The organism is Pseudomonas sp. GW821-FHT02C04, from assembly GCF_059421845.1.
Map to the genome: position 1 here is coordinate 777,347 of NZ_JBWKVT010000002.1, position 22,242 is coordinate 799,588.

At 60.7% G+C, this 22,242-nt stretch carries 27 protein-coding genes; 10 read left to right on the forward strand and 17 right to left on the reverse strand.

The window, feature by feature from the left end; translation table 11 throughout:
• Nucleotides 1-2: 2 nt before the first annotated feature.
• On the reverse strand, nucleotides 3-749 hold the full coding sequence (locus tag AC07VV_RS11720; RefSeq protein ID WP_495036305.1) for a gluconate 2-dehydrogenase subunit 3 family protein: 747 nt from the start codon (nucleotides 747-749) through the stop codon (nucleotides 3-5).
• A gap of 298 nt (nucleotides 750-1,047) precedes the next feature.
• Between AC07VV_RS11720 and AC07VV_RS11725 the strand changes: the two genes are divergently transcribed.
• Nucleotides 1,048-1,692: a dual specificity protein phosphatase family protein gene (locus AC07VV_RS11725; protein ID WP_495036306.1), complete on the forward strand. Its 645-nt coding sequence runs from the start codon at nucleotides 1,048-1,050 to the stop codon at nucleotides 1,690-1,692.
• Here AC07VV_RS11725 and AC07VV_RS11730 read toward each other — a convergent pair.
• The 3 genes from AC07VV_RS11730 to prlC all read right to left on the reverse strand — a co-directional run bounded on the left by AC07VV_RS11730 (nucleotide 1,679) and on the right by prlC (nucleotide 6,208).
• Nucleotides 1,679-3,730, reverse strand: a complete 2,052-nt coding sequence (locus AC07VV_RS11730; protein WP_495036307.1) for a M3 family metallopeptidase — start codon at nucleotides 3,728-3,730, stop codon at nucleotides 1,679-1,681. The genes AC07VV_RS11725 and AC07VV_RS11730 overlap by 14 nt on opposite strands.
• 112 nt (nucleotides 3,731-3,842) lie before the next feature.
• Complete coding sequence (locus tag AC07VV_RS11735; RefSeq protein WP_007953955.1) at nucleotides 3,843-4,133, reverse strand: YheV family putative zinc ribbon protein; 291 nt, start codon at nucleotides 4,131-4,133, stop codon at nucleotides 3,843-3,845.
• Nucleotides 4,130-6,208 carry an oligopeptidase A gene (gene prlC, locus AC07VV_RS11740; RefSeq protein WP_495036308.1) on the reverse strand — a complete coding sequence of 693 codons (2,079 nt, stop codon included), beginning with the start codon at nucleotides 6,206-6,208 and terminating at the stop codon, nucleotides 4,130-4,132. The genes AC07VV_RS11735 and prlC overlap by 4 nt, the downstream gene beginning before the upstream one ends.
• A 62-nt stretch (nucleotides 6,209-6,270) precedes the next feature.
• Between prlC and AC07VV_RS11745 the strand changes: the two genes are divergently transcribed.
• Nucleotides 6,271-6,816, forward strand: a complete 546-nt coding sequence (locus tag AC07VV_RS11745; protein ID WP_085647197.1) for a gamma carbonic anhydrase family protein — start codon at nucleotides 6,271-6,273, stop codon at nucleotides 6,814-6,816.
• A 28-nt stretch (nucleotides 6,817-6,844) separates the two neighbouring features.
• On the forward strand, nucleotides 6,845-7,495 hold the full coding sequence (locus AC07VV_RS11750) for an HAD family hydrolase (protein ID WP_495036309.1): 651 nt from the start codon (nucleotides 6,845-6,847) through the stop codon (nucleotides 7,493-7,495).
• A 3-nt stretch (nucleotides 7,496-7,498) separates the two neighbouring features.
• Here AC07VV_RS11750 and AC07VV_RS11755 read toward each other — a convergent pair whose 3' ends face one another.
• A complete protein-coding gene (locus AC07VV_RS11755) occupies nucleotides 7,499-8,584 on the reverse strand; it encodes an aminopeptidase (protein WP_495036310.1) in 1,086 nt (361 codons plus the stop codon).
• Nucleotides 8,585-8,643: 59 nt separating this feature from the next.
• Between AC07VV_RS11755 and AC07VV_RS11760 the strand changes: the two genes are divergently transcribed.
• Complete coding sequence (locus tag AC07VV_RS11760; protein WP_096822451.1) at nucleotides 8,644-9,066, forward strand: PA0061/PA0062 family lipoprotein; 423 nt, start codon at nucleotides 8,644-8,646, stop codon at nucleotides 9,064-9,066.
• Between the two features lie 40 nt (nucleotides 9,067-9,106).
• A complete protein-coding gene (locus tag AC07VV_RS11765; RefSeq protein ID WP_495036311.1) occupies nucleotides 9,107-9,526 on the forward strand; it encodes a PA0061/PA0062 family lipoprotein in 420 nt (139 codons plus the stop codon).
• Between the two features lie 6 nt (nucleotides 9,527-9,532).
• Here the strand turns inward: AC07VV_RS11765 and AC07VV_RS11770 are convergent, their stop codons facing one another.
• Together AC07VV_RS11770 and AC07VV_RS11775 are read right to left on the reverse strand one after the other, a co-directional pair.
• Nucleotides 9,533-9,772 carry a DUF1161 domain-containing protein gene (locus AC07VV_RS11770; RefSeq protein WP_074689739.1) on the reverse strand — a complete coding sequence of 80 codons (240 nt, stop codon included), beginning with the start codon at nucleotides 9,770-9,772 and terminating at the stop codon, nucleotides 9,533-9,535.
• 102 nt (nucleotides 9,773-9,874) lie between these two features.
• Entirely contained in the window at nucleotides 9,875-10,306 is a 432-nt protein-coding gene (locus AC07VV_RS11775) for an OsmC family protein (protein WP_096822453.1), read from the reverse strand.
• Between the two features lie 241 nt (nucleotides 10,307-10,547).
• Between AC07VV_RS11775 and AC07VV_RS11780 the strand changes: the two genes are divergently transcribed.
• Nucleotides 10,548-11,549: an LLM class flavin-dependent oxidoreductase gene (locus AC07VV_RS11780; protein ID WP_495036312.1), complete on the forward strand. Its 1,002-nt coding sequence runs from the start codon at nucleotides 10,548-10,550 to the stop codon at nucleotides 11,547-11,549.
• A gap of 78 nt (nucleotides 11,550-11,627) precedes the next feature.
• Here the strand turns inward: AC07VV_RS11780 and AC07VV_RS11785 are convergent, their stop codons facing one another.
• Together AC07VV_RS11785 and AC07VV_RS11790 are read right to left on the reverse strand one after the other, a co-directional pair.
• Nucleotides 11,628-11,852 carry a DUF1161 domain-containing protein gene (locus AC07VV_RS11785; RefSeq protein ID WP_096822454.1) on the reverse strand — a complete coding sequence of 75 codons (225 nt, stop codon included), beginning with the start codon at nucleotides 11,850-11,852 and terminating at the stop codon, nucleotides 11,628-11,630.
• A 129-nt stretch (nucleotides 11,853-11,981) separates the two neighbouring features.
• Nucleotides 11,982-12,197: a dodecin gene (locus AC07VV_RS11790; RefSeq protein WP_096822455.1), complete on the reverse strand. Its 216-nt coding sequence runs from the start codon at nucleotides 12,195-12,197 to the stop codon at nucleotides 11,982-11,984.
• Nucleotides 12,198-12,353: 156 nt separating this feature from the next.
• On the opposite strand from AC07VV_RS11790, the gene AC07VV_RS11795 reads away from it, so the two are divergent.
• On the forward strand, nucleotides 12,354-12,680 hold the full coding sequence (locus AC07VV_RS11795) for an ElaB/YgaM/YqjD family protein (RefSeq protein WP_007953918.1): 327 nt from the start codon (nucleotides 12,354-12,356) through the stop codon (nucleotides 12,678-12,680).
• On the opposite strand, the gene AC07VV_RS11800 is transcribed toward AC07VV_RS11795, so the two are convergent.
• Nucleotides 12,653-13,570: a LysR family transcriptional regulator gene (locus tag AC07VV_RS11800; RefSeq protein ID WP_495036313.1), complete on the reverse strand. Its 918-nt coding sequence runs from the start codon at nucleotides 13,568-13,570 to the stop codon at nucleotides 12,653-12,655. The genes AC07VV_RS11795 and AC07VV_RS11800 overlap by 28 nt on opposite strands.
• A 112-nt stretch (nucleotides 13,571-13,682) precedes the next feature.
• Here AC07VV_RS11800 and trpB point away from each other — a divergent pair, with 112 nt between their 5' ends.
• The 3 genes from trpB (at nucleotide 13,683) to AC07VV_RS11815 (ending at nucleotide 16,293) form a co-directional block, all read left to right on the forward strand.
• Nucleotides 13,683-14,915, forward strand: a complete 1,233-nt coding sequence (gene trpB, locus AC07VV_RS11805; protein ID WP_207984577.1) for a tryptophan synthase subunit beta — start codon at nucleotides 13,683-13,685, stop codon at nucleotides 14,913-14,915.
• Nucleotides 14,915-15,727 carry a tryptophan synthase subunit alpha gene (gene trpA, locus AC07VV_RS11810; protein ID WP_007953915.1) on the forward strand — a complete coding sequence of 271 codons (813 nt, stop codon included), beginning with the start codon at nucleotides 14,915-14,917 and terminating at the stop codon, nucleotides 15,725-15,727. The genes trpB and trpA overlap by 1 nt, the downstream gene beginning before the upstream one ends.
• A 122-nt stretch (nucleotides 15,728-15,849) precedes the next feature.
• Nucleotides 15,850-16,293 carry an anti-virulence regulator CigR family protein gene (locus AC07VV_RS11815; protein ID WP_495036314.1) on the forward strand — a complete coding sequence of 148 codons (444 nt, stop codon included), beginning with the start codon at nucleotides 15,850-15,852 and terminating at the stop codon, nucleotides 16,291-16,293.
• A gap of 68 nt (nucleotides 16,294-16,361) precedes the next feature.
• Here the strand turns inward: AC07VV_RS11815 and AC07VV_RS11820 are convergent, their stop codons facing one another.
• The 7 genes from AC07VV_RS11820 to scpC form a co-directional block, all read right to left on the reverse strand.
• Entirely contained in the window at nucleotides 16,362-18,323 is a 1,962-nt protein-coding gene (locus tag AC07VV_RS11820; RefSeq protein WP_495036315.1) for a DUF7844 domain-containing protein, read from the reverse strand.
• Entirely contained in the window at nucleotides 18,320-18,640 is a 321-nt protein-coding gene (locus AC07VV_RS11825; RefSeq protein ID WP_065260625.1) for a DUF2388 domain-containing protein, read from the reverse strand. The genes AC07VV_RS11820 and AC07VV_RS11825 overlap by 4 nt, the downstream gene beginning before the upstream one ends.
• Nucleotides 18,641-18,668: 28 nt before the next feature.
• Nucleotides 18,669-18,977 carry a DUF2388 domain-containing protein gene (locus AC07VV_RS11830; protein ID WP_495036316.1) on the reverse strand — a complete coding sequence of 103 codons (309 nt, stop codon included), beginning with the start codon at nucleotides 18,975-18,977 and terminating at the stop codon, nucleotides 18,669-18,671.
• Nucleotides 18,978-19,084: 107 nt separating this feature from the next.
• On the reverse strand, nucleotides 19,085-19,402 hold the full coding sequence (locus AC07VV_RS11835) for a DUF2388 domain-containing protein (protein ID WP_085713004.1): 318 nt from the start codon (nucleotides 19,400-19,402) through the stop codon (nucleotides 19,085-19,087).
• Between the two features lie 135 nt (nucleotides 19,403-19,537).
• The gene (locus AC07VV_RS11840; RefSeq protein ID WP_495036317.1) at nucleotides 19,538-19,747 is read right to left on the reverse strand and encodes a DUF1127 domain-containing protein; all 210 of its coding nucleotides are present in this window, start codon (nucleotides 19,745-19,747) and stop codon (nucleotides 19,538-19,540) included.
• A 257-nt stretch (nucleotides 19,748-20,004) separates the two neighbouring features.
• Entirely contained in the window at nucleotides 20,005-20,220 is a 216-nt protein-coding gene (locus tag AC07VV_RS11845) for a DUF1127 domain-containing protein (RefSeq protein ID WP_161752288.1), read from the reverse strand.
• 321 nt (nucleotides 20,221-20,541) lie between these two features.
• Nucleotides 20,542-22,035: a succinyl-CoA:acetate CoA-transferase ScpC gene (gene scpC, locus AC07VV_RS11850; protein ID WP_096822461.1), complete on the reverse strand. Its 1,494-nt coding sequence runs from the start codon at nucleotides 22,033-22,035 to the stop codon at nucleotides 20,542-20,544.
• Nucleotides 22,036-22,242 lie beyond the last annotated feature (207 nt).

Here is a 22,242-nt window from a genome sequence, read left to right on the forward strand (position 1 = left end):
GCTCACGCCCTCTCGCCGCGAATCGAAACTGCCGGGAAGGGGTATTGCTCGTTGCGTTCCACCCAATCCATGAAATCGGCGCGGGCGCCGGGGAAGCCGATCATGGTCCAGCCGACCATGCCTTTATTGCCGCCGTGGATCGGGTCGCAGAAGAACCCCTCCTTGGTGTTTTGCAGCAAAAGATTGAAGAAAATCTTCGCGGGAACAGCGTCGAATTGCGGTTTTCCGGCTTCAAGCTGCTTGAGCAGATCGTCTCGGGTAGCGCTGTCTTGCTCGGCAAATGTTTTGCCATTGAGGGATTTTGCCCACTGATCCGTGGCGGCGATGCCGAGGCGATAGATCTCTTTTGGCACCAGTTTGCTCTGCCAGCCCATCTCGGGCGCAGCGTCGGCATTGAACGGGCCTTGCATGTACCACAGGGCACCGGCGGCGTACGGCGTGTTCATCTGACGGTCGATGTATTCCGGCACGCCAGCCTCGAGAGCGCCAGGGCCCTGGGCATCATTGGGGATCAATTGCGCAACGGCGGCATTGATGAACGCCCACTCTTCGGCGGTGAAATAGCTCGGCTGATAGACGCTCGCGTCAGCGACGGCCGGTTTTGCCGGTGCCGCAGCCGGTGCGCTTTCCGGAGCGGCTTGCAGCACGCTGCTACCGAGGCCGGTGCCAGCGAGGGTGACCACCGGGATCAGGGTCAGGGATTTGCGCAAAAACTCACGCCGCGGGTTGTCTCGATCTTGATCAGACATGGGGTGCACCTCATCAGGCATTGATGGTTATCAGCCGCTTCTGGGGACGGCTTTTGAGTGGTCGGTTGCGACGTGGCCGGAAATGACCCGGAAAAGGGGGACGCGTCCGCAACATGATGTGACAAATGGTAGCAGCCTAACCAACCGGATGAATCGATTCAGCCGAAAAAAAGCCCGGATTTGCGACGAAGGATGTCCCTGGCTTCACGTTTCTTTGACAAACGCCTCACAGGGATTTGACTGGACAACCCTCAAGCTGCTGCCCTCACTGACGAATCCCACACGGTCACCACTCAGCATGTCCTTGAAGCGTTTTTCCTCTGCGATCTGTTTCTCGCTGCTTGCCCTGCTCGGCTCGATCCCGGCCCATGCCGCAGATGCGCCGGCTTCTCGTCCTCCGGAATGGGCGCAACCGGTCGAAGTGAAATACAACTTCTTTCAGATGTCGCCCACGCTTTATCGCAGTGCGCTGCCGGATGCCGGTGCCGTGCCGTTGTTGCAAAACCTGAAAGTGGCCACGGTCATCAACTTTCTGCCGGAAGCGGATTCGAGCTGGCTGAACGCTCCGGGCATCAATCAGGTGCAACTGCCGTATCGCACCAATCATGTCGATGACAGCGACGTGCTCAAGACCTTGCGCGCGATCCAGACCGCCGAAGCCAACGGCCCGGTGTTGATGCACTGCAAGCACGGCTCCGACCGCACCGGCCTGATGGCCGCGATGTACCGCATCGTGGTGCAAGGCTGGAGCAAGGAAGACGCCCTGAACGAAATGACCCAGGGCGGTTTCGGTGAAAGCGGTCACTTCAAGGATGGCGTTCGCTACGTCATGCAGGCTGATGTCGAGAAGCTGCGTACCGCGCTGGCCAACGGCGATTGCAGCACCAGTGCGTTCGCTACTTGCTCGATGAAGAGCTGGTTCCAGACCGTCAATCTGAAGTAACCCGCCGGATGATCGAAGGGCCGGCACCCACGTCTTCACTGACTGGCCGGCCGACGAATGCTTCCACCGCTTCCAGCAAGGGGCACCCGGCCCCGGGTGCAAAGAACGTTTCGCGCAATGCCCGGCCGGTTTGCGCGTTGAACACCCCGTCTCGGCTGAAACGCTTGAACGCTTCCTGAGCCAGCGCTCCCGACCAGACATAGGCGTAAACCGACGCGTCGTACTGGGTCACCAAGTAATCGAAACCGTTGGCGAACCGGTGACCGTCCGGTAGTTGCAGGTGAACCATCGTCCTCTGCACGTCGGAGCAAACCGCTTCGACAGAGCGCCCATCGCCATGAGTCAGGTGCAGCTCGAAATCGATGATCGCGCCCATCAGCAGCAAGGCTTTTTGCCGGCTGGCGTGGGCCTGACTGGCCGTCAGGGCAGCGTCGACCCGTGAGGCACTCAGGCGTTCACCGGTCTGGAAATGCGCGCCGAGCCACAGCACAAACTCCCGCGACTGACACCACTGCTCGAACAATTGCCCGGAAAACTCCGCCGCCTCATGGCCCAGTTGCAGGATGCCGGACAGGGTGTGATGAGGCGAGCGCGTCAGTACGTGCTGAAGACAGTGGCCAAACTCATGAAAAAGGACCTGCAGGTCGTCGAGTTCGAGCCGGCATGGATGGGTGTCGGTAGCGGGGGTGAAGTTGCTGTAGAGCAGGGCAATCGGCAATGCCGGGCGCCCTTCGGCATTGATTCGGCGGTTGCGCAGTGTGGAAGTGCCGGGGAAATCTGCAGCGTTGTCGCGGTGAAACGGGTCGAGGTAGATGTAGCCGATGACCTGCTCGTGCTCGCTGATTTCCAGCAGCCGTACATCGTCATGCCAGTGTCTTCCGCCGATTTGCTCGACGATGCGGATCCCGAACATGCGTTCACAGAACAGATAGAGCCGGCGTAGGGTGCCGTCGAGCGGGAAGTAATCACGCAGGTTGTCCAGCGCCCCGGGAAACTGCTGCTGGCGCCATTGTTCGGCGAGAAAGTCTTCATCCCATGGCTGGACCCGTTCGAATCCGCGTTGCAGCGCAAAGGCGGCCAGTTGTCTGGCGTCCTGCTCGAGAGCCGGCGCCAACTGCGCAACCTGGCGCTGGAGAAAACCACTGACCCACGCTGTTGTCCCGGTCGTGTTTTTTGCCAGACTCAGTTGCGCGGCATTTTCGTAGCCGAGTAAACGGGCTTTCTGTTGGCGCAGCGCAAGCAGCGCCGTCAGTACCGGGCCGTTATCGAAGCGGCCGGCCGGTGGGCCCTGATCAGAGGCACGGGTCATGTAGGCAACGCAACATTCCTCCCGCAAGGCGCGGTTCTCGGCGTATTTGAGGATGTGATTGCAGGTGTTCTGATCCAGGCGGATCAGCCAACTGTCATGGCCGGCCTCCCGGGCGTTCAGCGCGAGACGCTCCTTCAGGGCGGGAGACAGACCCGCGAGCAGTGCCGCATCGTCGACCCGTTTGTTCCATGTCCCGGCCCAGCGCTCCAGGTTGTCCAGAAACACATACTCCAACCCACCGATTTCGCGGTTCAACTGCGCCAGCTCTTGCTGCTGCGCGGTGGCCAGTTCAATGCCTGACCGCCTGAATCTGCGCAATATCCGCGCGAGAGCCATTTTGCGCGATTCATCGAAACTGGCCGCGATCGAACTCCGCGCCAAACGCTGATAGGCCTCGTACAGCGGGCGATTGCGGGATTTTTCGGAACGATACTGATTGATCGCCAGATGCGCCTTGGCGCTTTCCACGAGCCAGGCGGCATCGTCGGATCTGACCATGGACAGTGTTTCGAGAATTGATCGGAACTCACCGATGCGAGCATCGGCTTCGTCGATGCTCAGTACCAGATCGTCCCAGCCGGGATGTTCAAGCTGAGTGGCAAGCACTTGCGCAATGATTCGTCGGTGGTCATCGATGATGTTGTTGATCGCCGGCAGCAGATGCTCGGTGCGAATATCCGGCCAGGGCGGCAGGGTCCAGTGTTGCAGGAGGGGATTGGAGTCAGGCATGGCAGCTTCCTTCGAGGCGTGGCGGAAACGGCCAGCCTACGAAGCAAGTGCGGGGGACAGGTGTTAAGCCAATACCACCTTCCACCGGGATTCGGTAGAAGGTGGTTCTGGATCAATGTTGCTCGTCGGGCTTTTTCTTCAGCTTCGGATTCGGGAAGAACTGCACCGCCTGAACCGTCTTGTCCGGTGCCGGCTTGAGCGCGCTGGTATTGACCCGCGTGCCCAGCTCTTTTGGAACCGACAACCCTTGTGCATTCAGCGTATCGCTGTAGCCGCACGCCACGCATTCGCGGTGAGGGACATCGTCCTCGCTCCACATCATCAGCTTGTCCGGCTCGCTGCACGCCGGGCAGACGGCCCCGGCGATAAAGCGTTTTTTGGTCTTCACAGGTGCCTCACTCATGCTGCCGCGTCCTCACTCAGGCCGCTGTGGCGCAAGAGTGCGTCAATCGATGGCTCACGGCCACGGAAGTCGACGAACAGTACCATCGGCTCCTGCGAGCCGCCGCGGGCCAGGATCGCCTCGCGGAAGGCGCGACCGGTGTCGGCATTGAGCACGCCGTCTTCTTCAAATTTGGAGAAGGCATCTGCCGACAGCACTTCTGCCCATTTGTAGCTGTAGTAACCCGCCGCGTAACCGCCGGCGAAGATGTGCGCGAAGCTGTTCGGGAAGCGGTTGTAGGCCGGAGGACGCATCACCGAGACTTCGTCGCGCACGCCTTCCAGCACCTGCGCGACGCTGCGACCGTCACCGTGGGTGGCGTGCAGTTCGAAGTCGAACAGCGAGAACTCCAGCTGACGGACCATCATCAGGCCGGACTGGAAGTTCTTCGCCGCGAGCATTTTTTCCAGCAAATCCTGTGGCAGCGACTCGCCGGTTTCGTAGTGGCCGGAAATCAGCGCGAGGCCTTCCGGCTCCCAGCACCAGTTTTCCATGAACTGGCTCGGCAGCTCGACCGCGTCCCACGCCACGCCGTTGATGCCCGATACGCCGGCATGCTCGACGCGGGTCAGCAGGTGATGCAGGCCGTGACCGAATTCGTGGAACAGGGTGGTCACTTCATCGTGGGTCAGCAGAGCAGGCTTGCCGCTGTCGGCCGGGGTGAAGTTGCACACCAGATTGGCCACCGGGCTTTGCAGCACGCCGTCGAGGGTGCGACGACGGTCGCGGGCGCCGTCCATCCAGGCACCGCCGCGCTTGTTGGCGCGGGCGTAGAGGTCGAAGAAGAAGCGGCCGACGTGCTGGCCGTTTTCCTTGATCTCGAACAGTCGAACGTCCGGATGCCAGGTATCGAAACCTTTCAGTTCGGCGATCTCGATGCCGTACAGACGCTGAACGATGGCGAACAGGCCGCCCAGCACTTTATCGATCGGGAAGTAGGCGCGCAGGGTTTCCTGGGCGACGCTGTAGCGTTGTTCACGGAGTTTTTCACCGTAGAAACCGCTGTCCCAGCTTTGCAGGTCGGCGCAGCCCTGTTCGGCGGCGTAGGCCTTGAGCTGTTGCAGGTCCTGGGCGGCAAACGGTTTGCTGCGCTTGGCCAGATCGCGCAGGAAGCTCAACACCTGGTCGCTGGATTCGGCCATTTTGGTCGCCAGGCTCAGCTCGGAAAAGCTGGAGAAACCGAGCAGTTTGGCCAGTTCCTGACGCAGGTCGAGGATTTCGCCCATCACCGGGCCGTTGTCGTTCTGGCCGGCATTCGGGCCTTGATCCGACGCACGGGTGCAGTAGGCGGCGTAGACTTCTTCGCGCAGCGCACGGTCCTGGGCGTAGGTCATCACCGCGTAGTAGCTCGGGAATTCCAGAGTGATCAGCCAGCCATCGAGGCCTTTGGCCTGTGCCGCAGCGGCCATTTGCGCCTTGGCCGAATCGGTCAGGCCGGCGAGGGCGGCTTCGTCGGTCAGGTGCTTGGTCCAGGCCTGAGTGGCGTCGAGCAACTGGTTGGAGAAGCGGCTGCCCAGCTCGGACAGCTTGCTCTGCACTTCGGCGTAGCGCTTCTGTTCGGCTTCCGGCAGGTCGATACCCGACAGGCGGAAATCGCGCAGGGCGTGTTCCAGAATGGTTTTTTGCGCCACGTCGAAACCGGCGGCTTCCGGGCTGTTGGCCAAGGCCTCATACGCCTGGAACAGCTCGCGGTTCTGGCCCATCTCGGTGGAGTAGGCGCTCAGGGCCGGCAGGCACGACTCGTAGGCTTCACGCAGTTCGGCGCTGTTGCACACGGCATTGAGGTGGCTGACCGGGCTCCAGGCAGCGCCCAGGCGATCGTTGAGTTCGTCCATCGCCAGCACCAGCCCGGCCCACGTCGGGTTCTGGCCCTGGGTCTTGAGAATCTCGGCGATGGCGGCGCGGTTGTCGGCCAGGATGGTTTCGATGGCCGGCTGCACGTGTTCGGCACGGATCGCGGAGAACGGCGGCAGGTCGTAGGACTGCAGAAGAGGGTTGTTCACGCTCACGGTTGGCACCTTGGCTGGAAGAAACATGCGCCCATCTTAATTACAATCGACACCCACCGCAGCTATCGGCGACAGAGAGAGAACTAATCGTGTCCCTTCGCAAGTACCAGAATCACACCCCACGCTTGAGCAAAGGCGCTTTTGTCGACGGCTCCGCGGTGGTGATCGGCGACGTTGAAATCGGCGAAGACAGCTCCGTGTGGCCGTTGACGGTGATTCGCGGCGACATGCACCGCATCCGTATCGGCGCACGCACCAGCGTGCAGGATGGCTGCGTGTTGCACATCACCCACGCCGGCCCGTTCAACCCGGACGGCTTTCCGCTGCTGATCGGCGATGACGTGACCATCGCCCACAAGGTCATGCTGCATGGCTGCACCGTCGGCAGCCGCGTATTGATCGGCATGGGCAGCATTGTCATGGACGGCGCGGTGGTCGAGGACGACGTGATCATCGGCGCCGGCAGCCTGGTGCCACCGGGCAAGCGCCTGGAAAGCGGTTTTCTGTACGTCGGTAGCCCGGTGAAACAGGTTCGTCCGCTGACCGACAAGGAAAACGCCTTTTTCACCTACAGCGCGGCGAACTACGTGAAGCTCAAGGACCTGCATCTGGCCGAAGGCTACGACCAGCTCTGACTTTTCACTCTATTGCTCGGGATTTTTCATGCATTACCAGACCGTACTGTTCGACCTCGATGGCACCCTGACCGATCCGCGTGAGGGCATCACCCGCTCCATCCAGTTCGCCTTGAGCAAGCTCGGTATCGATGAGCCGGACCTGACCAAACTGGAACACTTCATCGGCCCGCCGCTGTTGCAGGCGTTCATGCAGTTTTATGGTTTTGATGAAGCGAAGGCGTGGGACGCGGTGAATTTCTATCGCGAGCGTTTCAAGGTTACCGGTCTCTACGAGAACCGGGTGTTCGAGGGCGTCACGCCGTTGTTGGAAACCCTGAGTGGCCAAGGCCGGCAGCTGTATATCGCGACTTCAAAACCGTGGGTGTTCGCTCGGGAAATCGCCCGGCACTTTGATTTTGCCAAACACTTCAAGGTGATTTACGGCAGCGAGCTGGACGGCACCCGTACCAACAAGGTCGAGCTGATTGCCCACCTGATCGCAGAAGAAGGGCTGGATCCGGCCAATACGCTGATGATCGGTGACCGCAAGCACGACCTGATCGGCGCCCGCAGCAACGGTCTGGATGCAGCGGCGGTGGGTTATGGTTTCGGCAGCCATGAAGAGCTGAGCGCCGAGGCGCCGGCTTATCACTTCGAAACCCTGGCCGAGTTGCATCAGGCGTTTCTGCAGCGCTGATCGTCAATCGGAGCGAAGGACGGCCAGTTCACGCAGGGCTGTCTTTCGCTTGTCAGCCGGCAAACCGCCCAGCTTCTCGACCTGTGCATAGAACTTCAGCCAATCCCCGTCTACCTGCCTGAACAAGGCAGCAAACGCCGGCACCCACTGGTCATACAGCCCGAACGGCAACAAACGCGCATTGTTCAGCGGTGCATTGACCCAGGCGTCGTAGCGTTTGTCCCCGGCCCACTGGCTGTCACGCATCGCCCGATAATCCCGGCGAAACCGTTCGAACTCGGCGGCCTTGCGTTCGCGCATCTGCTCGACGGGCATCGACCGGGCGTACAGCTTCTCCAACCGGGTACGGGTGTCGAGGATCAGTTGAATGAACTGATCCCGGCGTTTGAGCTGGGCATCGTTCTCTGGCGGCAGGCCACGAAACGCCCGCCACTGCCGGGTACCTTCCTGCTCGACAAAGGTCGCGTAGGACTCGTTGAACTCGGTGTCGTCCTTCACATAGAAACGTTGGTGGCCCAGCTCATGGAAGATCAGCGTGGCCAACCGTTCATCGCCCCAGCCCATCATCGAGTTGAGGATCGGGTCATTGAACCAGCCAAGCGTCGAATAGGCTTCGACGCCGCCAATCGATACGTCCATGCCTTGCAGGCGCTGAATCGCTGCCTCACCCCGCGCGGCGCTCTGGCTGTAGTAGCCGCGATAGGCCACGCAACCGGCAATCGGGAAGCAATGGTTCTGCGGGCTCAGGGAAAACTCCGGGGTGGCGAACACGTTCCACACCACGTACGGGCGATGGATATCGGCGTACAGGCGATAGCTCTGGTTATCCGGCAGGTGCAGGTGTTGGCTGGCGAAGTCCCGGGCCTTCTGCGACTGGGCCAGGTGGGCGCGCAGTGTCGCGTCCCGGCTCGGGTCGGCGATCACCTTGGCCACCGGTTCGCGCGCGCGCAGCAATTGCAGCTGACCACTGGCCAACTGGCTGTAATAGCTGACGCTGGAACAACCGTTGAGCAGCAAAAGCAATGTGCTCGGAAACAAAACCCGCAAAACGCGATCAAGTAACCCAAGGCTTGGAAACGGCCTGATCACAATAAGAAATCCCCCGGAAAGTCTGATCGCAAGACTATCCCGCCCATTGGAGCTCCGCCATGCGCATGTTGATACTGACGGGAGGCCTGCTGACGCTGGCCGGTTGTGCCGGATTCGGAATGCCTTCGCCCGACCCCACGCAAGCCTGGATCGATCTGGATACACGGCAACAAGACACGGCGCTGCAAGCGCTGGAAGTCGACAAGAAGGCTGCCGTCGACAAACGTTACTTCGAAGTACAACCCGGCAGTCATGAACTGAAGGTGCGTTACCAGTTTCCGGTGGAGGCAACCAACATCGGCCCCGATGCCGAGCCCCTGTGGCGCGATTGCCAGTTGAACGTGACATTCAAGGACTTCAACGCCGGCCAGCGCTATCAGCTCCAGGCCGGCAATATCGGTTTCCGGCCGTGGGCCAAACTCTATGACCAGCAGCGCAACGTAGTCGGTCAGGGCAAACCGGCAGGCTGTCAGCGCACCTGATCGGCGTTATGCTGGATGTCCGAATTCACGGACATTCATCATGCGCAAGTCGATGCTGTTACTGGTTGCCGGTGTGCTCGCCGGTTGTCAGACGCCGATGCCTCCGGTCGACCCCAACATGGCCTGGGTCGAGTTCTCGACGCCGACTCCTGGTGGAAAACTGTTGATGGCCGAACGTCTCGACAAGCAGCGCCTGACTGACGGACGTTTTTTCCAGGTAACGCCCGGCAGCCATGAGTTGCTGGTGCGTTTCGATTTCGAGGCGCCTGGTGGAGGCGGCGGAATGTTGAACGACCCCGTGGAGCGCCTGTGCTACCTGACCATCCGCTTCGACCATTTCGAAGCGGGTCAGCGTTATGTGCTGGAGGGCCGCTCCCTGATGTTTACTCCCAGTGCCCGGCTGTATAACGCCAAGCGGGAAATTGTTGCCGAGGATCGCGACACCTATTGCGCCATCTAACCTGAATCAGCGGTCGTTCTTCTGGTAGATGATGGCCTTCGTACCGTTGTCGCAGGTGCCGACGATCATGGCGACGTCGTGCTTTTCGGCTTCCTCTTTGGAGACTATCTCCAGGGTGTAGGAGGGCACGGCATTCGCCTGAATCTTGATTTCGATCTCTTGCTTGAGTTCTTCGCAATCTTTTGGCGCCGCGAAGGCCGACGTTGCCAGCACGCCACAGATAACCGCCAAAGCAAAACGTTTCATGGTTGAAGCTCCTGGGAGCAGCGCGCACGAAGATGCGCGAAAGCTGCTGTCATTTATTCGACCACATTTTTGCCTGGCGGGTTCTGATTCGGCGCAAGTCAATCAGCTGACCAGTGACGCATCCAGGCTGATCTTCGCGTTCAGCACCTTCGACACCGGGCAACCTTCCTTGGCCTTGTTACTCAGCTCCTCGAATTGCGCCTGGGTTGCACCCGGAATCTTCGCCTTGAGGATCAGCTTCACGGCGGTGATCGCGAAACCGCCCTCCACTTGATCGAGGGTGACTTCGGCCTGGGTGTCGATGCTTTCGGCCTTCAGCCCGGCGTCACCGAGGATCATCGAGAACGCCATGGAGAAACAGCCAGCGTGAGCGGCGCCGATCAGTTCTTCCGGGTTGGTGCCCTTGCCGCCTTCGAAGCGGGCCTTGAAGCCGTACGGCGCTTCCCGCAGGACGCCGGTTTCGGTGGAGATCGAGCCGATGCCGGTTTTCAGGTCACCTTCCCAATGTGCAGATGCCTTCTTCACGATAGCCATGTGTGCCTCCTCAAATCGGCGCGAAACGCCGCGCCATCAGGGTTTCTGCTTGCAAGGCTTCTGAGGATAGACGCCGGGACAAAGTTCAGCTCATCTGAATCGTTGACTTTTTTAGTAGGAAATTTCGGATCGGCTATTGAAACTCGGGTATATGCCCTTATTGCACAGAACACGCTTATGAATTGGGCAGGTTTGCGTTCGCCAAGAACAAACCTGCGCCCTCAATCGGAGATGCAGGTTTATGAAGCAACTGTCCGACGTAAAGTTTTCCACCCTCGATCTGGTGCCGGTGCGCGAGAACGGCAGCCCGGCCCAGTCGCTGCGCAACTCGCTGAATCTGGCGCAGCATGTCGAAAAGTTCGGCTACACCCGGTTCTGGGTCGCCGAGCACCACAACATGGACGGCATCGCGAGTTCTGCGACGTCGGTGTTGCTGGGCTATCTGGCCGGCGGCACGTCGACCATCCGTGTCGGCTCCGGTGGCGTGATGCTGCCCAACCACGCGCCGCTGGTGATTGCCGAGCAGTTCGGCACCCTTGAAAGCCTGTATCCGGGGCGGATCGACCTCGGCCTGGGCCGCGCGCCCGGCTCCGACCAGATGACCGCCCGAGCCCTGCGCCGTGAGCGTTCCGGCAGTGCCGACGATTTCCCGGAAGACGTGGCCGAACTGGCGCGGTTCCTCGGCCCGCGTACGCCGGATCAGCGCGTGATCGCGATGCCGGGCACCGGCACCAACGTGCCGATCTGGCTGTTGGGTTCCAGCCTGTTCAGTGCGCAACTGGCCGGCGAGCGCGGTTTGCCCTACGCCTTTGCCTCACATTTCGCACCGCGCTTCATGCACGAGGCGATTCGCGTCTACCGCAACCACTTCAAGCCATCGGCGGTGCTCGACAAACCGTACGTGATGCTCGGCGTGCCGCTGGTGGCCGCCGACACCGACGAGCAGGCCGATTACTTGGCGACCTCGGTGTACCAGCGAATTCTCGCGCTGATGCGTGGGCAAAGTCTGGTGCAGCGTCCGCCGGTGAAAACCATGGACGGCCTGTGGCTGCCCCACGAGCGTGAGGCGGTGGGCGATTTCCTCGGGCTGGCGATGGTCGGCAGCCCGCAGAAAATCCGCGCAAAACTTGAGGTGCTGATCGAACAGACTCAGGCGGATGAGCTGATCTTCACCTGCGACCTGTACGAACACGCCGATCGCCTGCATTCCTACGAATTGCTGGCGCAGGTGATGAAGGGCTGAGGCCCTACAGTTGTGTACAAAGATAGCCGGGCACAAAAAAGCCGACGCATTGCATCGGCTTTTGCATTTCAGGCGCGATCAACCGCGCTTGTAGACGATTTCCTTGGTGCCGCCCTCGCACTTGCCGACAACCTTGCCGCCAGCGGCAGCACCTTTATCGACGATTTCCAGCGAATAACCGGAAACGTGTTTCGCATCCAGTTTTGCCGCGATCGCGGCTTTCACTTCTTCACAGGGCTTGCCGGCAGCAAACGCACCACCCGCAAGGCTCAACAAACCTACTGCCAACATGAACTTCTTCATCGGTCGCACTCCCTGGTCGGATTAAAAGAGGCGGGCATCGGGGTTATTTACCCGATGCGCTCACCCTGTAGCGCTTTGCCATTCCTATGGCACTCGGCCAGCGCGCAAGTTCAGAAGCGTAGACCAAACTCAGCTGCTGGCAATCCGGAACCCGACTTTCAGGGTCACTTGAAAGTGGGCGGCCTTGTTGTCCTTGATGTGGCCACGGGTATCGACCACCTCAAACCATTCCAGATGCTTGATGCTCTTGCCGGCTTCGGCCAGCGCGTTGTTGATGGCGTCTTCGATGCTGCTGGGGGACGAACCGACCAGCTCGATTTTCTTGTAGGTGTGATGGTCACTCATGGCGATCTCCTTGACGTGTGGAATTGAGCCTAGCAGCGATTTGCAGTGTTGATTTCGTTCGCTTCGGGAAAGCCGAGTTCAGATTTTCTGCACTTTCCAGAACCCGTGAAGTCCCAAACAACACACGCCACTCATCACCAATGCAGGAGAGCCACCATGGCCAACACCTCGTTACGCAAAGCCTCGTTGCAAAGCATGGAAGCGGAGATCGAGAGTCTGCTCAAGTCGTTGGAAAGCCTGAAGGACGACGCTTCGGACGAGTCGCGCAAGACCCTCAAGGCGCTCAAGGGCAACGCCGAAAGCGCGCTGAAACATTCGCGCAGCCTGCTCAGCGATGCCTACGAAGAAGTCAAAGTCAAAACCCGCGAGACCGGGATCGCCACCCGCGATTACGCGCAGGAACATCCGTGGACGACCGCCGGTGTCGCGGTCGGTGCGCTGGGTCTGCTGGCCGCTTACTTGCTGTTCAAGCGCGGCGAGTGATCCGCCTGGCGCAGCTCGTGCCTGAGCCACTGCGCCAATTGCCGGGCGCGCCCGTCCGCGGCGCGCTTGGGTAGCCACAACGCCAGTTGCGCCGGGGTTTCGCAGAAGCCCCATGGCGCGACCAGGCGACCGGCTTTCAAGTCTTCGGCCACCAAGGGTTCCGGCGCGATCGCCACGCCCAATCCGGCGACGGCCGCTTCCAGCAAGTAATACAGATGCTCGAAACCTTGCCCCAGCTTCAATGCCTTGGCGTCGAGGCCGCTTTGCTGCGCCCAGCTCGGCCAGGCTTGCGGGCGTGAAGTCGTGTGCAGCAAGGGCTCGTCGAGCAGGTCGATGGGTGGTGCCGATTGCAGACGCTGGTAGCCGCTGAACAGCGGGCTCATGACCGGGCCGATGCGTTCGCTGGCCAGCTCGTAGACTTGCATGTCCGCCGGCCATGGCGGCTCGGCGAACAGCAGCAAGGCATCGAGTCCCGGGCGGCGCGGATCAAGGTCGCCTTCTCCGGCCGACAGGTGCAGACGCAAGTCCGGCAGATCGGCATTCAGCCTTCCCAGTCGCGGAATGAACCAGCGCGCCAGCAGGCTGCCGGAGCAGCCGAGCACGAACGGAGCGTCGGCGGTGCTTTGGGTCAGCTCGGCACAAACACTGCGCAAGCGGTCGAACGCCTCGCCGCTGGCATCGCGCAGACGGATACCGGCATCTGTGAGTTTCAAGCCGCGACCGTCCTTGGCGAACAGGCTGACGCCAAGGTGCTCTTCAAGCACCTTGAGCTGTCGGCTGACCGCGCCGTGGGTAACGTGCAGCTGCTCGGCGGCCTGGCTGACACTGTTCAGCCGGGCGGTGGCTTCGAAGGCGCGCAAGGCGTTCAGCGGGGGAAGGTCATGGCTCATGATATCTGTGAGTTTTCCTGACAGGTTGTGGCGATCTTATCGGTTTTCAGCCTGCAAGGTCAGGGGTAGAGTGAACGCCATTGTCTTCTCGTGAAATCCGCTGGAGCGAACCATGACCCAGACTTCGAACACCTCCGATCTGCGTAACGGCCCTGACGCCAACGGCCTGTTTGGCTCGTTCGGCGGCCGTTACGTCGCCGAAACCCTGATGCCGTTGATCCTCGATCTGGCCCGCGAATACGAAGCGGCCAAGGAAGATCCGGCGTTCAAAGAGGAATTGGCCTACTTCCAGCGCGACTACGTCGGACGTCCGAGCCCGCTGTACTTCGCCGAGCGCCTGACCGAGTTCTGCGGTGGCGCCAAGATCTACCTCAAGCGCGAAGAGCTGAACCACACCGGCGCGCACAAGATCAACAACTGCATCGGCCAGATCCTGCTGGCGCGGCGCATGGGCAAGAAACGCATCATCGCCGAGACCGGCGCCGGCATGCACGGCGTGGCGACCGCCACCGTGGCTGCGCGTTTCGGTCTGGACTGCGTGATCTACATGGGCACCACTGACATTGAACGTCAGCAGGCCAACGTGTTCCGCATGAAGCTGCTGGGCGCCGAGGTGATCCCGGTGGTCGCCGGCACCGGCACCCTGAAAGATGCGATGAACGAAGCACTGCGTGACTGGGTGACCAACGTCGACAGCACCTTCTACCTGATCGGCACCGTGGCCGGTCCGCATCCTTATCCAGCCATGGTTCGCGACTTCCAGGCGGTGATCGGCAAGGAAACCCGCGATCAGCTGCAAGCTCAGGAAGGTCGTCTGCCGGACAGCCTGGTGGCGTGCATCGGTGGCGGTTCCAACGCCATGGGCCTGTTCCACCCGTTCCTCGACGACAAGAGCGTGGAAATCATCGGCGTCGAAGCCGCCGGTTACGGCATCGAGACCGGCAAGCACGCGGCCAGCCTCAACGGCGGCGTACCGGGTGTGTTGCACGGCAACCGTACCTTCCTGCTGCAGGACGACGATGGCCAGATCATCGACGCCCACTCGATTTCCGCCGGCCTCGACTATCCGGGCATCGGCCCGGAACACGCATGGTTGCATGACATCGGCCGCGTCCAGTACACCTCGGTGACCGACGACGAAGCCCTCGATGCGTTCCACAAATGCTGCCGCCTCGAAGGGATCATCCCGGCACTGGAAAGTGCTCATGCCCTGGCGGAAGTATTCAAACGCGCACCGAAGCTGCCGAAGGATCACCTGATGGTGGTCAACCTGTCCGGCCGCGGTGACAAAGACATGCAGACCGTCATGCACCACATGGAAACTTCCAAGCAGGAGAAACACTGATGAGCCGCCTGCAAACCCGCTTTGCCGAACTCAAAGAACAGAACCGCGCCGCACTGGTGACCTTCGTCACTGCCGGCGACCCGGACTACGACACTTCGCTGGCGATCCTCAAGGGCCTGCCGAAAGCCGGTGCCGACGTGATCGAGCTGGGCATGCCGTTCACCGACCCGATGGCCGACGGCCCGGCGATTCAACTGGCGAACATCCGTGCTTTGGGTGCCAAACAGAACCTGATCAAAACCCTGCAAATGGTTCGCGAGTTCCGCAAGGACAACAGCGACACGCCGCTGGTGCTGATGGGTTACTTCAACCCGATCCACAAGTTCGGTGTCGAGCGCTTCATCGCTGAAGCCAAAGAGGCCGGCGTTGATGGCCTGATCGTGGTCGACATGCCGCCGGAGCACAACTCGGAGCTGTGCGACCCGGCCCAGGCTGCAGGCATCGACTTCATCCGCCTGACTACGCCGACCACTGACGACGCACGTCTGCCCAAAGTGTTGAACGGCAGCTCCGGGTTCGTTTACTACGTGTCGGTCGCCGGTGTGACCGGTGCCGGTGCGGCGACTCTGGAACATGTCGAGGAAGCGGTGGCGCGTCTGCGTCGTCATACCGACCTGCCGATCAGCATCGGTTTCGGTATCCGTACGCCGGAGCAAGCCGCGTCTATTGCGCGTCTGGCCGATGGCGTGGTGGTGGGGTCGGCGCTGATCGATCACATCGCCAATGCGACCACTCCGGACCAGGCCATCGACGGCGTGCTGAGCCTGTGTTCGGCGCTGTCCGAAGGCGTGCGTAAGGCCCGCGTCAGCTGAAGGTAAAGTTCCTGATACAGAGGAATTAGGGCCTCGACGCACAGACTAACCAAGCAAGACCGAGGGATTCAGGACCACGTTCTGAATCCCTTTTTGCTGTCAGTGCAGTGAGGAAAGACCCGATGAAAATGCCGAAACGTCTGATTGCCAGTCTGGGCGTGCTGATGATCAGCGCGACCCCGCTGCTGGCCAGCGCTGACCCACGCGACGATCACGACCACGGCGGCCCGCAACAGGGTCAGTACGACAATCGCGGTGGTGATCATCATGATTGGCAAAGCAGCCACCGTGGCGGCCTGCCACCGCGCGACTTCGGGCCGGTGCGCCAAGTGATTCGCGACAATCACGGCTACTTTGTTCGCGGTGCACCGCCGCCGCCGGGTATTCGCCTGGAACGCGGCCGGCCGTTGCCGCACGGCTATTACGGCGAACGGCTGGATGCCCGGGCGTTGGGACGTTTGCCGGTGTATCCGGGCTATGAATGGCGTCGGGCCGGTGGCGATATCGTGTTGATCGCGATCGGTACCGGGATCGTCTACGAAGTGCTGGATGGTGTTCTGTACTGATTTGCAGGCAATAAAAAAGACCGCAGCCTTTCACAGGCTGCGGTCTTTTGTTTTTCAGGTCAGTTATTTCAGGGCAACTCCAGGCCGCCCGAGGCTTTGTGCAGTTTGCGCAAATGCTCGCCGATCTGCTTCACGTTGGCCTCGTTGGCTGCAATCTCCGCTGCCCGTTTCGGTTCCAGCAGCGCTCGCACTTCCTTGTCCAGATCACCGCTCAGCACCAGCAACTGTTTCTGGCGCTGACTGCTTTCGGCTTCCAGTCGGCTGAACTCGCTCGGTTGCGGCAGGCCATAACCACGAGAGTCGAGCAGTTCCGCCGGACGGCTGAGGAAGCCGCTGTTGGCGAGGATCTGCTGCAACGTTGCGTTGGCCTTGTCCATGCCGCCGTTTTCCAGTTCCCGGGCGCCGAGGTAGCGTTGCTTGACCTCATCCTGGGCCAGCAGCAACTGGCGTCGGAAACTGGCCTGTTCCAACAACAGCAATGCGGCGCTGGTACGCAGGTCGGCGCGTTCGAACCATGGCCGCCGCTCTTCGGCAGACAGCGACAGCCATTCCTCGACGCTGGCCTGCTTGATCGGCAATTGTTTCTTCAGCACCTCGAACATTGCCTGATAGCGATCGCGGAACGAGTCGAAGCGGTAACCCAGGCGCAACGCCTCTTTGGGATTGTCGAGCACGCTGGTATCCGCCAGGCCCCGGCCCTTGAGCACTTCCAGCAAGCCGTTGGGCATGATGCTGTCGAGGCCGGTGAGCTGCGCATTGTTGCTACCGCTGCGCAGCAGTTTCAGGCTCTCCACCGCGCAGTTGTTGGACAGGAAGAAGTAGTTGCCGTCGTAGCTCCAGTGCATTTCGGCGGCGTGTTCGACCACGTCTTCGATTTCGCTGCGAGACAGGTTCAGCGGCACCGAGGCGAGGCTGCGCAGTTCGGTCTTGGTGTATTCGTCGATCACCTGCGCCAACGGCAGGACGAACAGGCGCGAAGGGTATTTGCCGACCAGTCCGTCCCAGCTCGACAGCTGCACATCGCCGACGAAGGCGCGGTAGGACAGCACCAGATGCTGGTCCAGATCCAGTCGGCAGTCCGGCCCGCGAGGCCGGCCCGGGGCGCAGATCACCAGGCGCAACATGCTGTGTCCCCAGCGGCTGACCCAGTTCTGGTTCGCTTCGGCCAGCAGGTAGTCGATGGCGTAGACCCGCTCCGGATCGACCTGGCCCAGCGGCTGTTTGGCAAAGTCGTTGCCGGCATTGAGGAAGGCGAAGGATTTGGCGCAGGAGTCCTTTTCCGGCGGCGCCCAGCCAAAGTGTTCCTGGTAATAGCGGTACAGCGCGGGGCGGCGGCAGGCGTAGCTCGGGTCGAGGAGGAAGTACTCCATGTTAACCGCGACGAACTCCTTCGGACTGGAGATCTCGTACAGGTCCGGGCTGCGGGCGATCTGCCGGTTGTGCTGTTCACGTTCTCCACGACGGCCGACGTATTGCTGCCAGCCGGCGAGGTCGAGCAGGCGCGGGTCATCGCTGAGGGTGAAGCGCCGGTCATTCTGGCCCCGACACTCATCCGGCAGGCCGATCAGCCCGGCGCTGTTGTTACGGCGCGTGCAGCGCTGGATCAGCGTGCGTTCGGCGGCCGGCCACAGGCGTGCGCGGTCGTAGATATGGGTGATTTCGTGCAGCACCGTGGCCAGCAGTTCCTGCCGCACAGTGCCGTGGGGGCGATTGGTTTTTTGCGTGGCCGCGCTGCCGTCAGTGAGCCCGGCGAGCAGTTTACGGTTCAGGTCCAGCTCGGAGACGAGCGTCGCCTGGCCATAGGCATTGGCGGGCATGTCGTCGGTCCAGCCGACATCGATGCGTCGATCCAGACGCTCGATGAAGCTGGGCGGCAGTTTCTGCATCGCTTCATCGAGCAGCGCCTGGCTGGCCTGTTGTTGGGCGGGGCTCAGACCCTCGGTCTTGAGCCGCAGTTGCAGGCTGGCGTGAGCGTTGCTGCCGATCAGCAGCAACGCCCCGGCCAGCAGCCAGGCGCTGAGAGACTTCACAATGCGAGGATGGCTTCGGCGAGTACCTGATCACTGGCGTCGCGGGCTTCCGGCACGCGGGTGCGCAGGGTGTTGAGGGCGGCTTCCAGGTGCGCGCCACGGATATCTCCGTTGCTGGCGACGAAGCTGGCGGCGTCGTCGTGGGCTTCTCGGATGATTTTCGAATCGCGGATCGAAGTGGTGGTGTCGGAAGTGAAATCGATGGTGCGCTGGGAGGCACGAACGATGATGTTACTGGTGGCTACCAGGGTGTGCGCCTGGGCCATATCGGCCAACAACAACAGGCCAAGGGCGGCAGCAATCAGCGGGCTACGCATGGAACGACTCCGGAGGGGGCAAGAATAACTATTGGACGAGAATTGCCTGTGCCAGTTCAAGGTCGCTTACATGAAGTTTTGGCCGGGATTTGCGCAGGTAATGCAACGCGGATTCCAGCTGAGCGCCTCGCAACTGGCCGTCACTGGCAACGAATGCCGCCGCATCGTCGTGGGCGGCGAGCAGCAGTTTACGGTCGAAAGGCGCGGAAGACACCATGCTGGTGGCGTAACCGCTGACAACGGTGTTTTGCGTCGAGACGTCAAAGGCATCGACCGAAGTCGTCCAGCAGACAGTGACCAGAACAGAAGGGATAAGCAGATTTGAAAGAGAACGCATGAGTCTCAGGTGCTGTTAGCGAGTCCCAAGGCTAGCGTAATGCCCGGTCTAGAGCCAGCGGTGAAACATCGGGACATGACGGGCATGTCCCTTCCAGCAATGCCGGCTCAGATCGCCAGAATGGCTTGTGCCAGTTGTGCGTCGGTCGCATTCAGTTGCGGGGCCTGATGGCGGATGAGATCCAGAGCACTCTCGAGTTTCACGCCGCGGATCTGGCCTTCGCTGGCAACGAAGCTGGCAGCGTCGTCACGGGCAGCGATCACGACTTTGTTGTCACGCAGCGAAGAGCTGACGTCGGAAGTCGCGTCCGAAGAGGACTTCAGCGCGCCAACAACGGCGTCGGTGGTCACGATGAAGCTGGTAGCGCTGGCATTGGCAGCCACGGCCAGCAGGGCGGCAGCGCTGAGCAGGCGAAGACGGGACATGGTGTAACTCCTCTGGAAATATCGTATTGAGAGGTGGCTTGGTGTCTGGGAAGTCAGACGCCAGTCGCACGGCATTCGCCACGTTCTGCCCGGATATTAGGCCTGTGTGGGAGGTTTCGCACAGAGGGCAAAATGCTAGCGCCAGAAGGGTTTCTCCAGTTCGTTCTGCCGATCCGCGTGGCTGAGACCCAGATCGGCGAGATCCCGCCCATCGAGTTGAGCCAGCAGGCGCCGCGTCCTGGCGCGCTCCAGACCTTGCCAGAAGCCTCTGAACAGCCGTCGTAGACGACCGAAGCGAGGGGAGCATTCGACCGCAACTGCTGAAACATCCTGTAAGTGATTCATGACGTCTTCCTTTTGCCGATGGAGGCGGAAGGTCATGTTGAGCCGAATGCAATGAGCACGGCAGATACACCACGGTGAAATTGTACTGGTTCAGTTTTTGAAAAAATTAAACTGTACTTGTCTGCGATGCAGGCACCTGTACCGCATGTTTTCCGACCCCAAAACGACAAGACCCGTCGCGGTTTCCCGCGACGGGTCTTGTGTGTTCAATTCGGGTTGCTGGCGGTGGGTCTAGCGACCAGAGCCAGCGACGCTACTTAGCGCCAGAACGGCTTGCTCAGCTCTTCGTAGCGTTGTGCTTCGCTAATCCCGGCGTCAGCCAGCAGACGCGAATCCAGGCGAGCCAGTTGGTGGCGGCTGGAGATGCGGCGCTGCCACAGCATCAGGTTGGCGATAACGCGCAGAGGCATGGAAGCCTGGGTTTTTGCAGCTTTGTCTTCGAAGAACAGTTCGGAACTGAGTGTACGTTCCATGGTTGACATCCTTCCGCTTGTGGCGGGATTAGGTAGTGGTTTAACTGGTGCCCATGATCCTCTCGTTTGGCCAGACTCTCTAGATACAGTTCACTTGTATTGTGAGTGACCAGTTAACTGTTTATAGGGGGTGTACGGGTCAAAATTGCGCAAACTGTACCTGTCTGCGCCTATTTGGTGCATTTTTGCTCAGTTCGGCGATTTGAGTAGGTAAAAGCTGTAGGAAAAGACCGGTACAGCAGTACAGTTTTTGACTGGATTGGAGGTTTTCAAATTTCCGCTGACGAAACTGTGTTTGCGCCAGCGGAAAATCTGTGCGGATTACGCCTTCAGCATGCGCCCGGTTTCTTCCAGATTGATGTGCCAGCTCAGAGCATCACGCAAGATGTGCGGGGTGTGGCCGCCGATGGCGCAGGCTGCTGTGAAGTAATCGTTCAGCGCCTGGCGGTAATCCGGGTGCACACAGTTGTCGATGATGACCCGGGCGCGTTCCCGTGGCGCCAGGCCACGCAGGTCGGCCAGACCGACCTCGGTTACCAGGATGTCGACGTCGTGTTCGGTATGGTCGACGTGGCTGACCATCGGCACCACGCTGGAAATCGCGCCGCCCTTGGCGATCGACTTGGTCACGAACACCGCCAAGTGTGCGTTGCGCGCGAAGTCACCCGAACCGCCAATGCCGTTCATCATCCGCGTGCCGCAGACGTGGGTGGAGTTGACGTTGCCATAGATGTCGAACTCGAGCGCCGTGTTGATACCGATAATGCCCAGGCGCCGAACCACTTCCGGATGGTTCGAGATCTCTTGCGGGCGCAGAACCAGCTTGTCCTTGTACTTCTCCAGGTTGCCGAACACGTCGCTGTTGCGCCGCTCCGACAGCGTGATCGAGCTGCCCGAGGCAAAGCTCAGCTTGCCCGCATCGATCAGGTCGAAGGTCGAGTCCTGCAGCACTTCGGAGTACATGGTCAGGTCTTCGAACGGCGAGTCGATCAACCCACACATCACCGCGTTGGCAATGTTGCCGATCCCGGCCTGCAGCGGGCCGAGCTTGTTGGTCATGCGTCCGGCATCGACTTCCTGCTTGAAGAAGGTGATCAGGTGATCGGCGATGGCCTTGGTGTCGACATCCGGCGCCGACACGGTGGACGGCGAATCCGACTGCTGGGTGATCACGATCGCGACGATCTTCTCCGGAGGGATCGGGATCGCGGTGCTGCCAATACGGTCGTCGACTTTTACCAGCGGGATGGGCGTGCGGGTCGGGCGATAGGTCGGGATATAGATGTCATGCAGACCTTCGAGGTTGGCGTTGTGTGCCAGGTTGATCTCGACGATCACGTGTTTGGCGAAGATCGCGAAGCTCGCCGAGTTGCCCACCGAGGTGGTCGGCACGATGTGGCCCTGTTCGGTAATGGCCACGGCTTCGATCACGGCGATGTCCGGCAGCTTCAGTTGCTGGTTGCGCAGTTGCTCGACGGTTTCCGACAGGTGCTGGTCGATGAACATCACTTCGCCGGCGTTGATCGCCTTGCGCAAGGTGCTGTCGACCTGGAACGGCATACGCCGCGATAGCACGCCGGCCTCGGTCAGTTGTTTGTCGAGGTCGTTGCCCAGGCTGGCACCGGTCATCAGGCTGATCTTCAGCGGCGTGACCTTGGCTCGCTCGGCCAGTGCATGGGGAACGGCCTTGGCTTCGCCGGCGCGGGTGAAGCCGCTCATGCCGACGGTCATGCCGTCCTCGATCAGCGCAGCAGCGTCGGCGGCGCTCATCACTTTATCCAACAACGAAGGCAGGCGAATACGGTCACGGTACATGGATTATTTTCTCGGGCAGCGAGTAGCAGGATGCGCAGTCTAGTGAATTTCGCGGGCGCCTGTCCCGCTACCAAGGTCGCAAACGAGGCGTCTATTTAGCGGGTTTCAAGTAAAACACCGTTACCGGATCTGCAACAACGCGGCAAATTGTCCGACGTTTTTCGCAAACAAAAACGCCCCGACAAGTCGGGGCGTTCTGCATTGCCT

What these genes read in the sequence shown, in the direction of transcription:
- AC07VV_RS11720 (WP_495036305.1), bottom strand. Translation starts at nt 749, where the DNA reads ATGTCTGATCAAGATCGAGACAACCCGCGGCGTGAGTTTTTGCGCAAA.
- AC07VV_RS11725 (WP_495036306.1), top strand. Translation starts at nt 1,048, where the DNA reads ATGTCCTTGAAGCGTTTTTCCTCTGCGATCTGTTTCTCGCTGCTTGCC.
- AC07VV_RS11730 (WP_495036307.1), bottom strand. Translation starts at nt 3,730, where the DNA reads ATGCCTGACTCCAATCCCCTCCTGCAACACTGGACCCTGCCGCCCTGG.
- AC07VV_RS11735 (WP_007953955.1), bottom strand. Translation starts at nt 4,133, where the DNA reads ATGAGTGAGGCACCTGTGAAGACCAAAAAACGCTTTATCGCCGGGGCC.
- prlC (WP_495036308.1), bottom strand. Translation starts at nt 6,208, where the DNA reads ATGTTTCTTCCAGCCAAGGTGCCAACCGTGAGCGTGAACAACCCTCTT.
- AC07VV_RS11750 (WP_495036309.1), top strand. Translation starts at nt 6,845, where the DNA reads ATGCATTACCAGACCGTACTGTTCGACCTCGATGGCACCCTGACCGAT.
- AC07VV_RS11760 (WP_096822451.1), top strand. Translation starts at nt 8,644, where the DNA reads ATGCGCATGTTGATACTGACGGGAGGCCTGCTGACGCTGGCCGGTTGT.
- AC07VV_RS11765 (WP_495036311.1), top strand. Translation starts at nt 9,107, where the DNA reads ATGCGCAAGTCGATGCTGTTACTGGTTGCCGGTGTGCTCGCCGGTTGT.
- AC07VV_RS11770 (WP_074689739.1), bottom strand. Translation starts at nt 9,772, where the DNA reads ATGAAACGTTTTGCTTTGGCGGTTATCTGTGGCGTGCTGGCAACGTCG.
- AC07VV_RS11775 (WP_096822453.1), bottom strand. Translation starts at nt 10,306, where the DNA reads ATGGCTATCGTGAAGAAGGCATCTGCACATTGGGAAGGTGACCTGAAA.
- AC07VV_RS11780 (WP_495036312.1), top strand. Translation starts at nt 10,548, where the DNA reads ATGAAGCAACTGTCCGACGTAAAGTTTTCCACCCTCGATCTGGTGCCG.
- AC07VV_RS11785 (WP_096822454.1), bottom strand. Translation starts at nt 11,852, where the DNA reads ATGAAGAAGTTCATGTTGGCAGTAGGTTTGTTGAGCCTTGCGGGTGGT.
- AC07VV_RS11790 (WP_096822455.1), bottom strand. Translation starts at nt 12,197, where the DNA reads ATGAGTGACCATCACACCTACAAGAAAATCGAGCTGGTCGGTTCGTCC.
- AC07VV_RS11795 (WP_007953918.1), top strand. Translation starts at nt 12,354, where the DNA reads ATGGCCAACACCTCGTTACGCAAAGCCTCGTTGCAAAGCATGGAAGCG.
- AC07VV_RS11800 (WP_495036313.1), bottom strand. Translation starts at nt 13,570, where the DNA reads ATGAGCCATGACCTTCCCCCGCTGAACGCCTTGCGCGCCTTCGAAGCC.
- trpB (WP_207984577.1), top strand. Translation starts at nt 13,683, where the DNA reads ATGACCCAGACTTCGAACACCTCCGATCTGCGTAACGGCCCTGACGCC.
- trpA (WP_007953915.1), top strand. Translation starts at nt 14,915, where the DNA reads ATGAGCCGCCTGCAAACCCGCTTTGCCGAACTCAAAGAACAGAACCGC.
- AC07VV_RS11815 (WP_495036314.1), top strand. Translation starts at nt 15,850, where the DNA reads ATGAAAATGCCGAAACGTCTGATTGCCAGTCTGGGCGTGCTGATGATC.
- AC07VV_RS11825 (WP_065260625.1), bottom strand. Translation starts at nt 18,640, where the DNA reads ATGCGTAGCCCGCTGATTGCTGCCGCCCTTGGCCTGTTGTTGTTGGCC.
- AC07VV_RS11830 (WP_495036316.1), bottom strand. Translation starts at nt 18,977, where the DNA reads ATGCGTTCTCTTTCAAATCTGCTTATCCCTTCTGTTCTGGTCACTGTC.
- AC07VV_RS11835 (WP_085713004.1), bottom strand. Translation starts at nt 19,402, where the DNA reads ATGTCCCGTCTTCGCCTGCTCAGCGCTGCCGCCCTGCTGGCCGTGGCT.
- AC07VV_RS11840 (WP_495036317.1), bottom strand. Translation starts at nt 19,747, where the DNA reads ATGAATCACTTACAGGATGTTTCAGCAGTTGCGGTCGAATGCTCCCCT.
- AC07VV_RS11845 (WP_161752288.1), bottom strand. Translation starts at nt 20,220, where the DNA reads ATGGAACGTACACTCAGTTCCGAACTGTTCTTCGAAGACAAAGCTGCA.
- scpC (WP_096822461.1), bottom strand. Translation starts at nt 22,035, where the DNA reads ATGTACCGTGACCGTATTCGCCTGCCTTCGTTGTTGGATAAAGTGATG.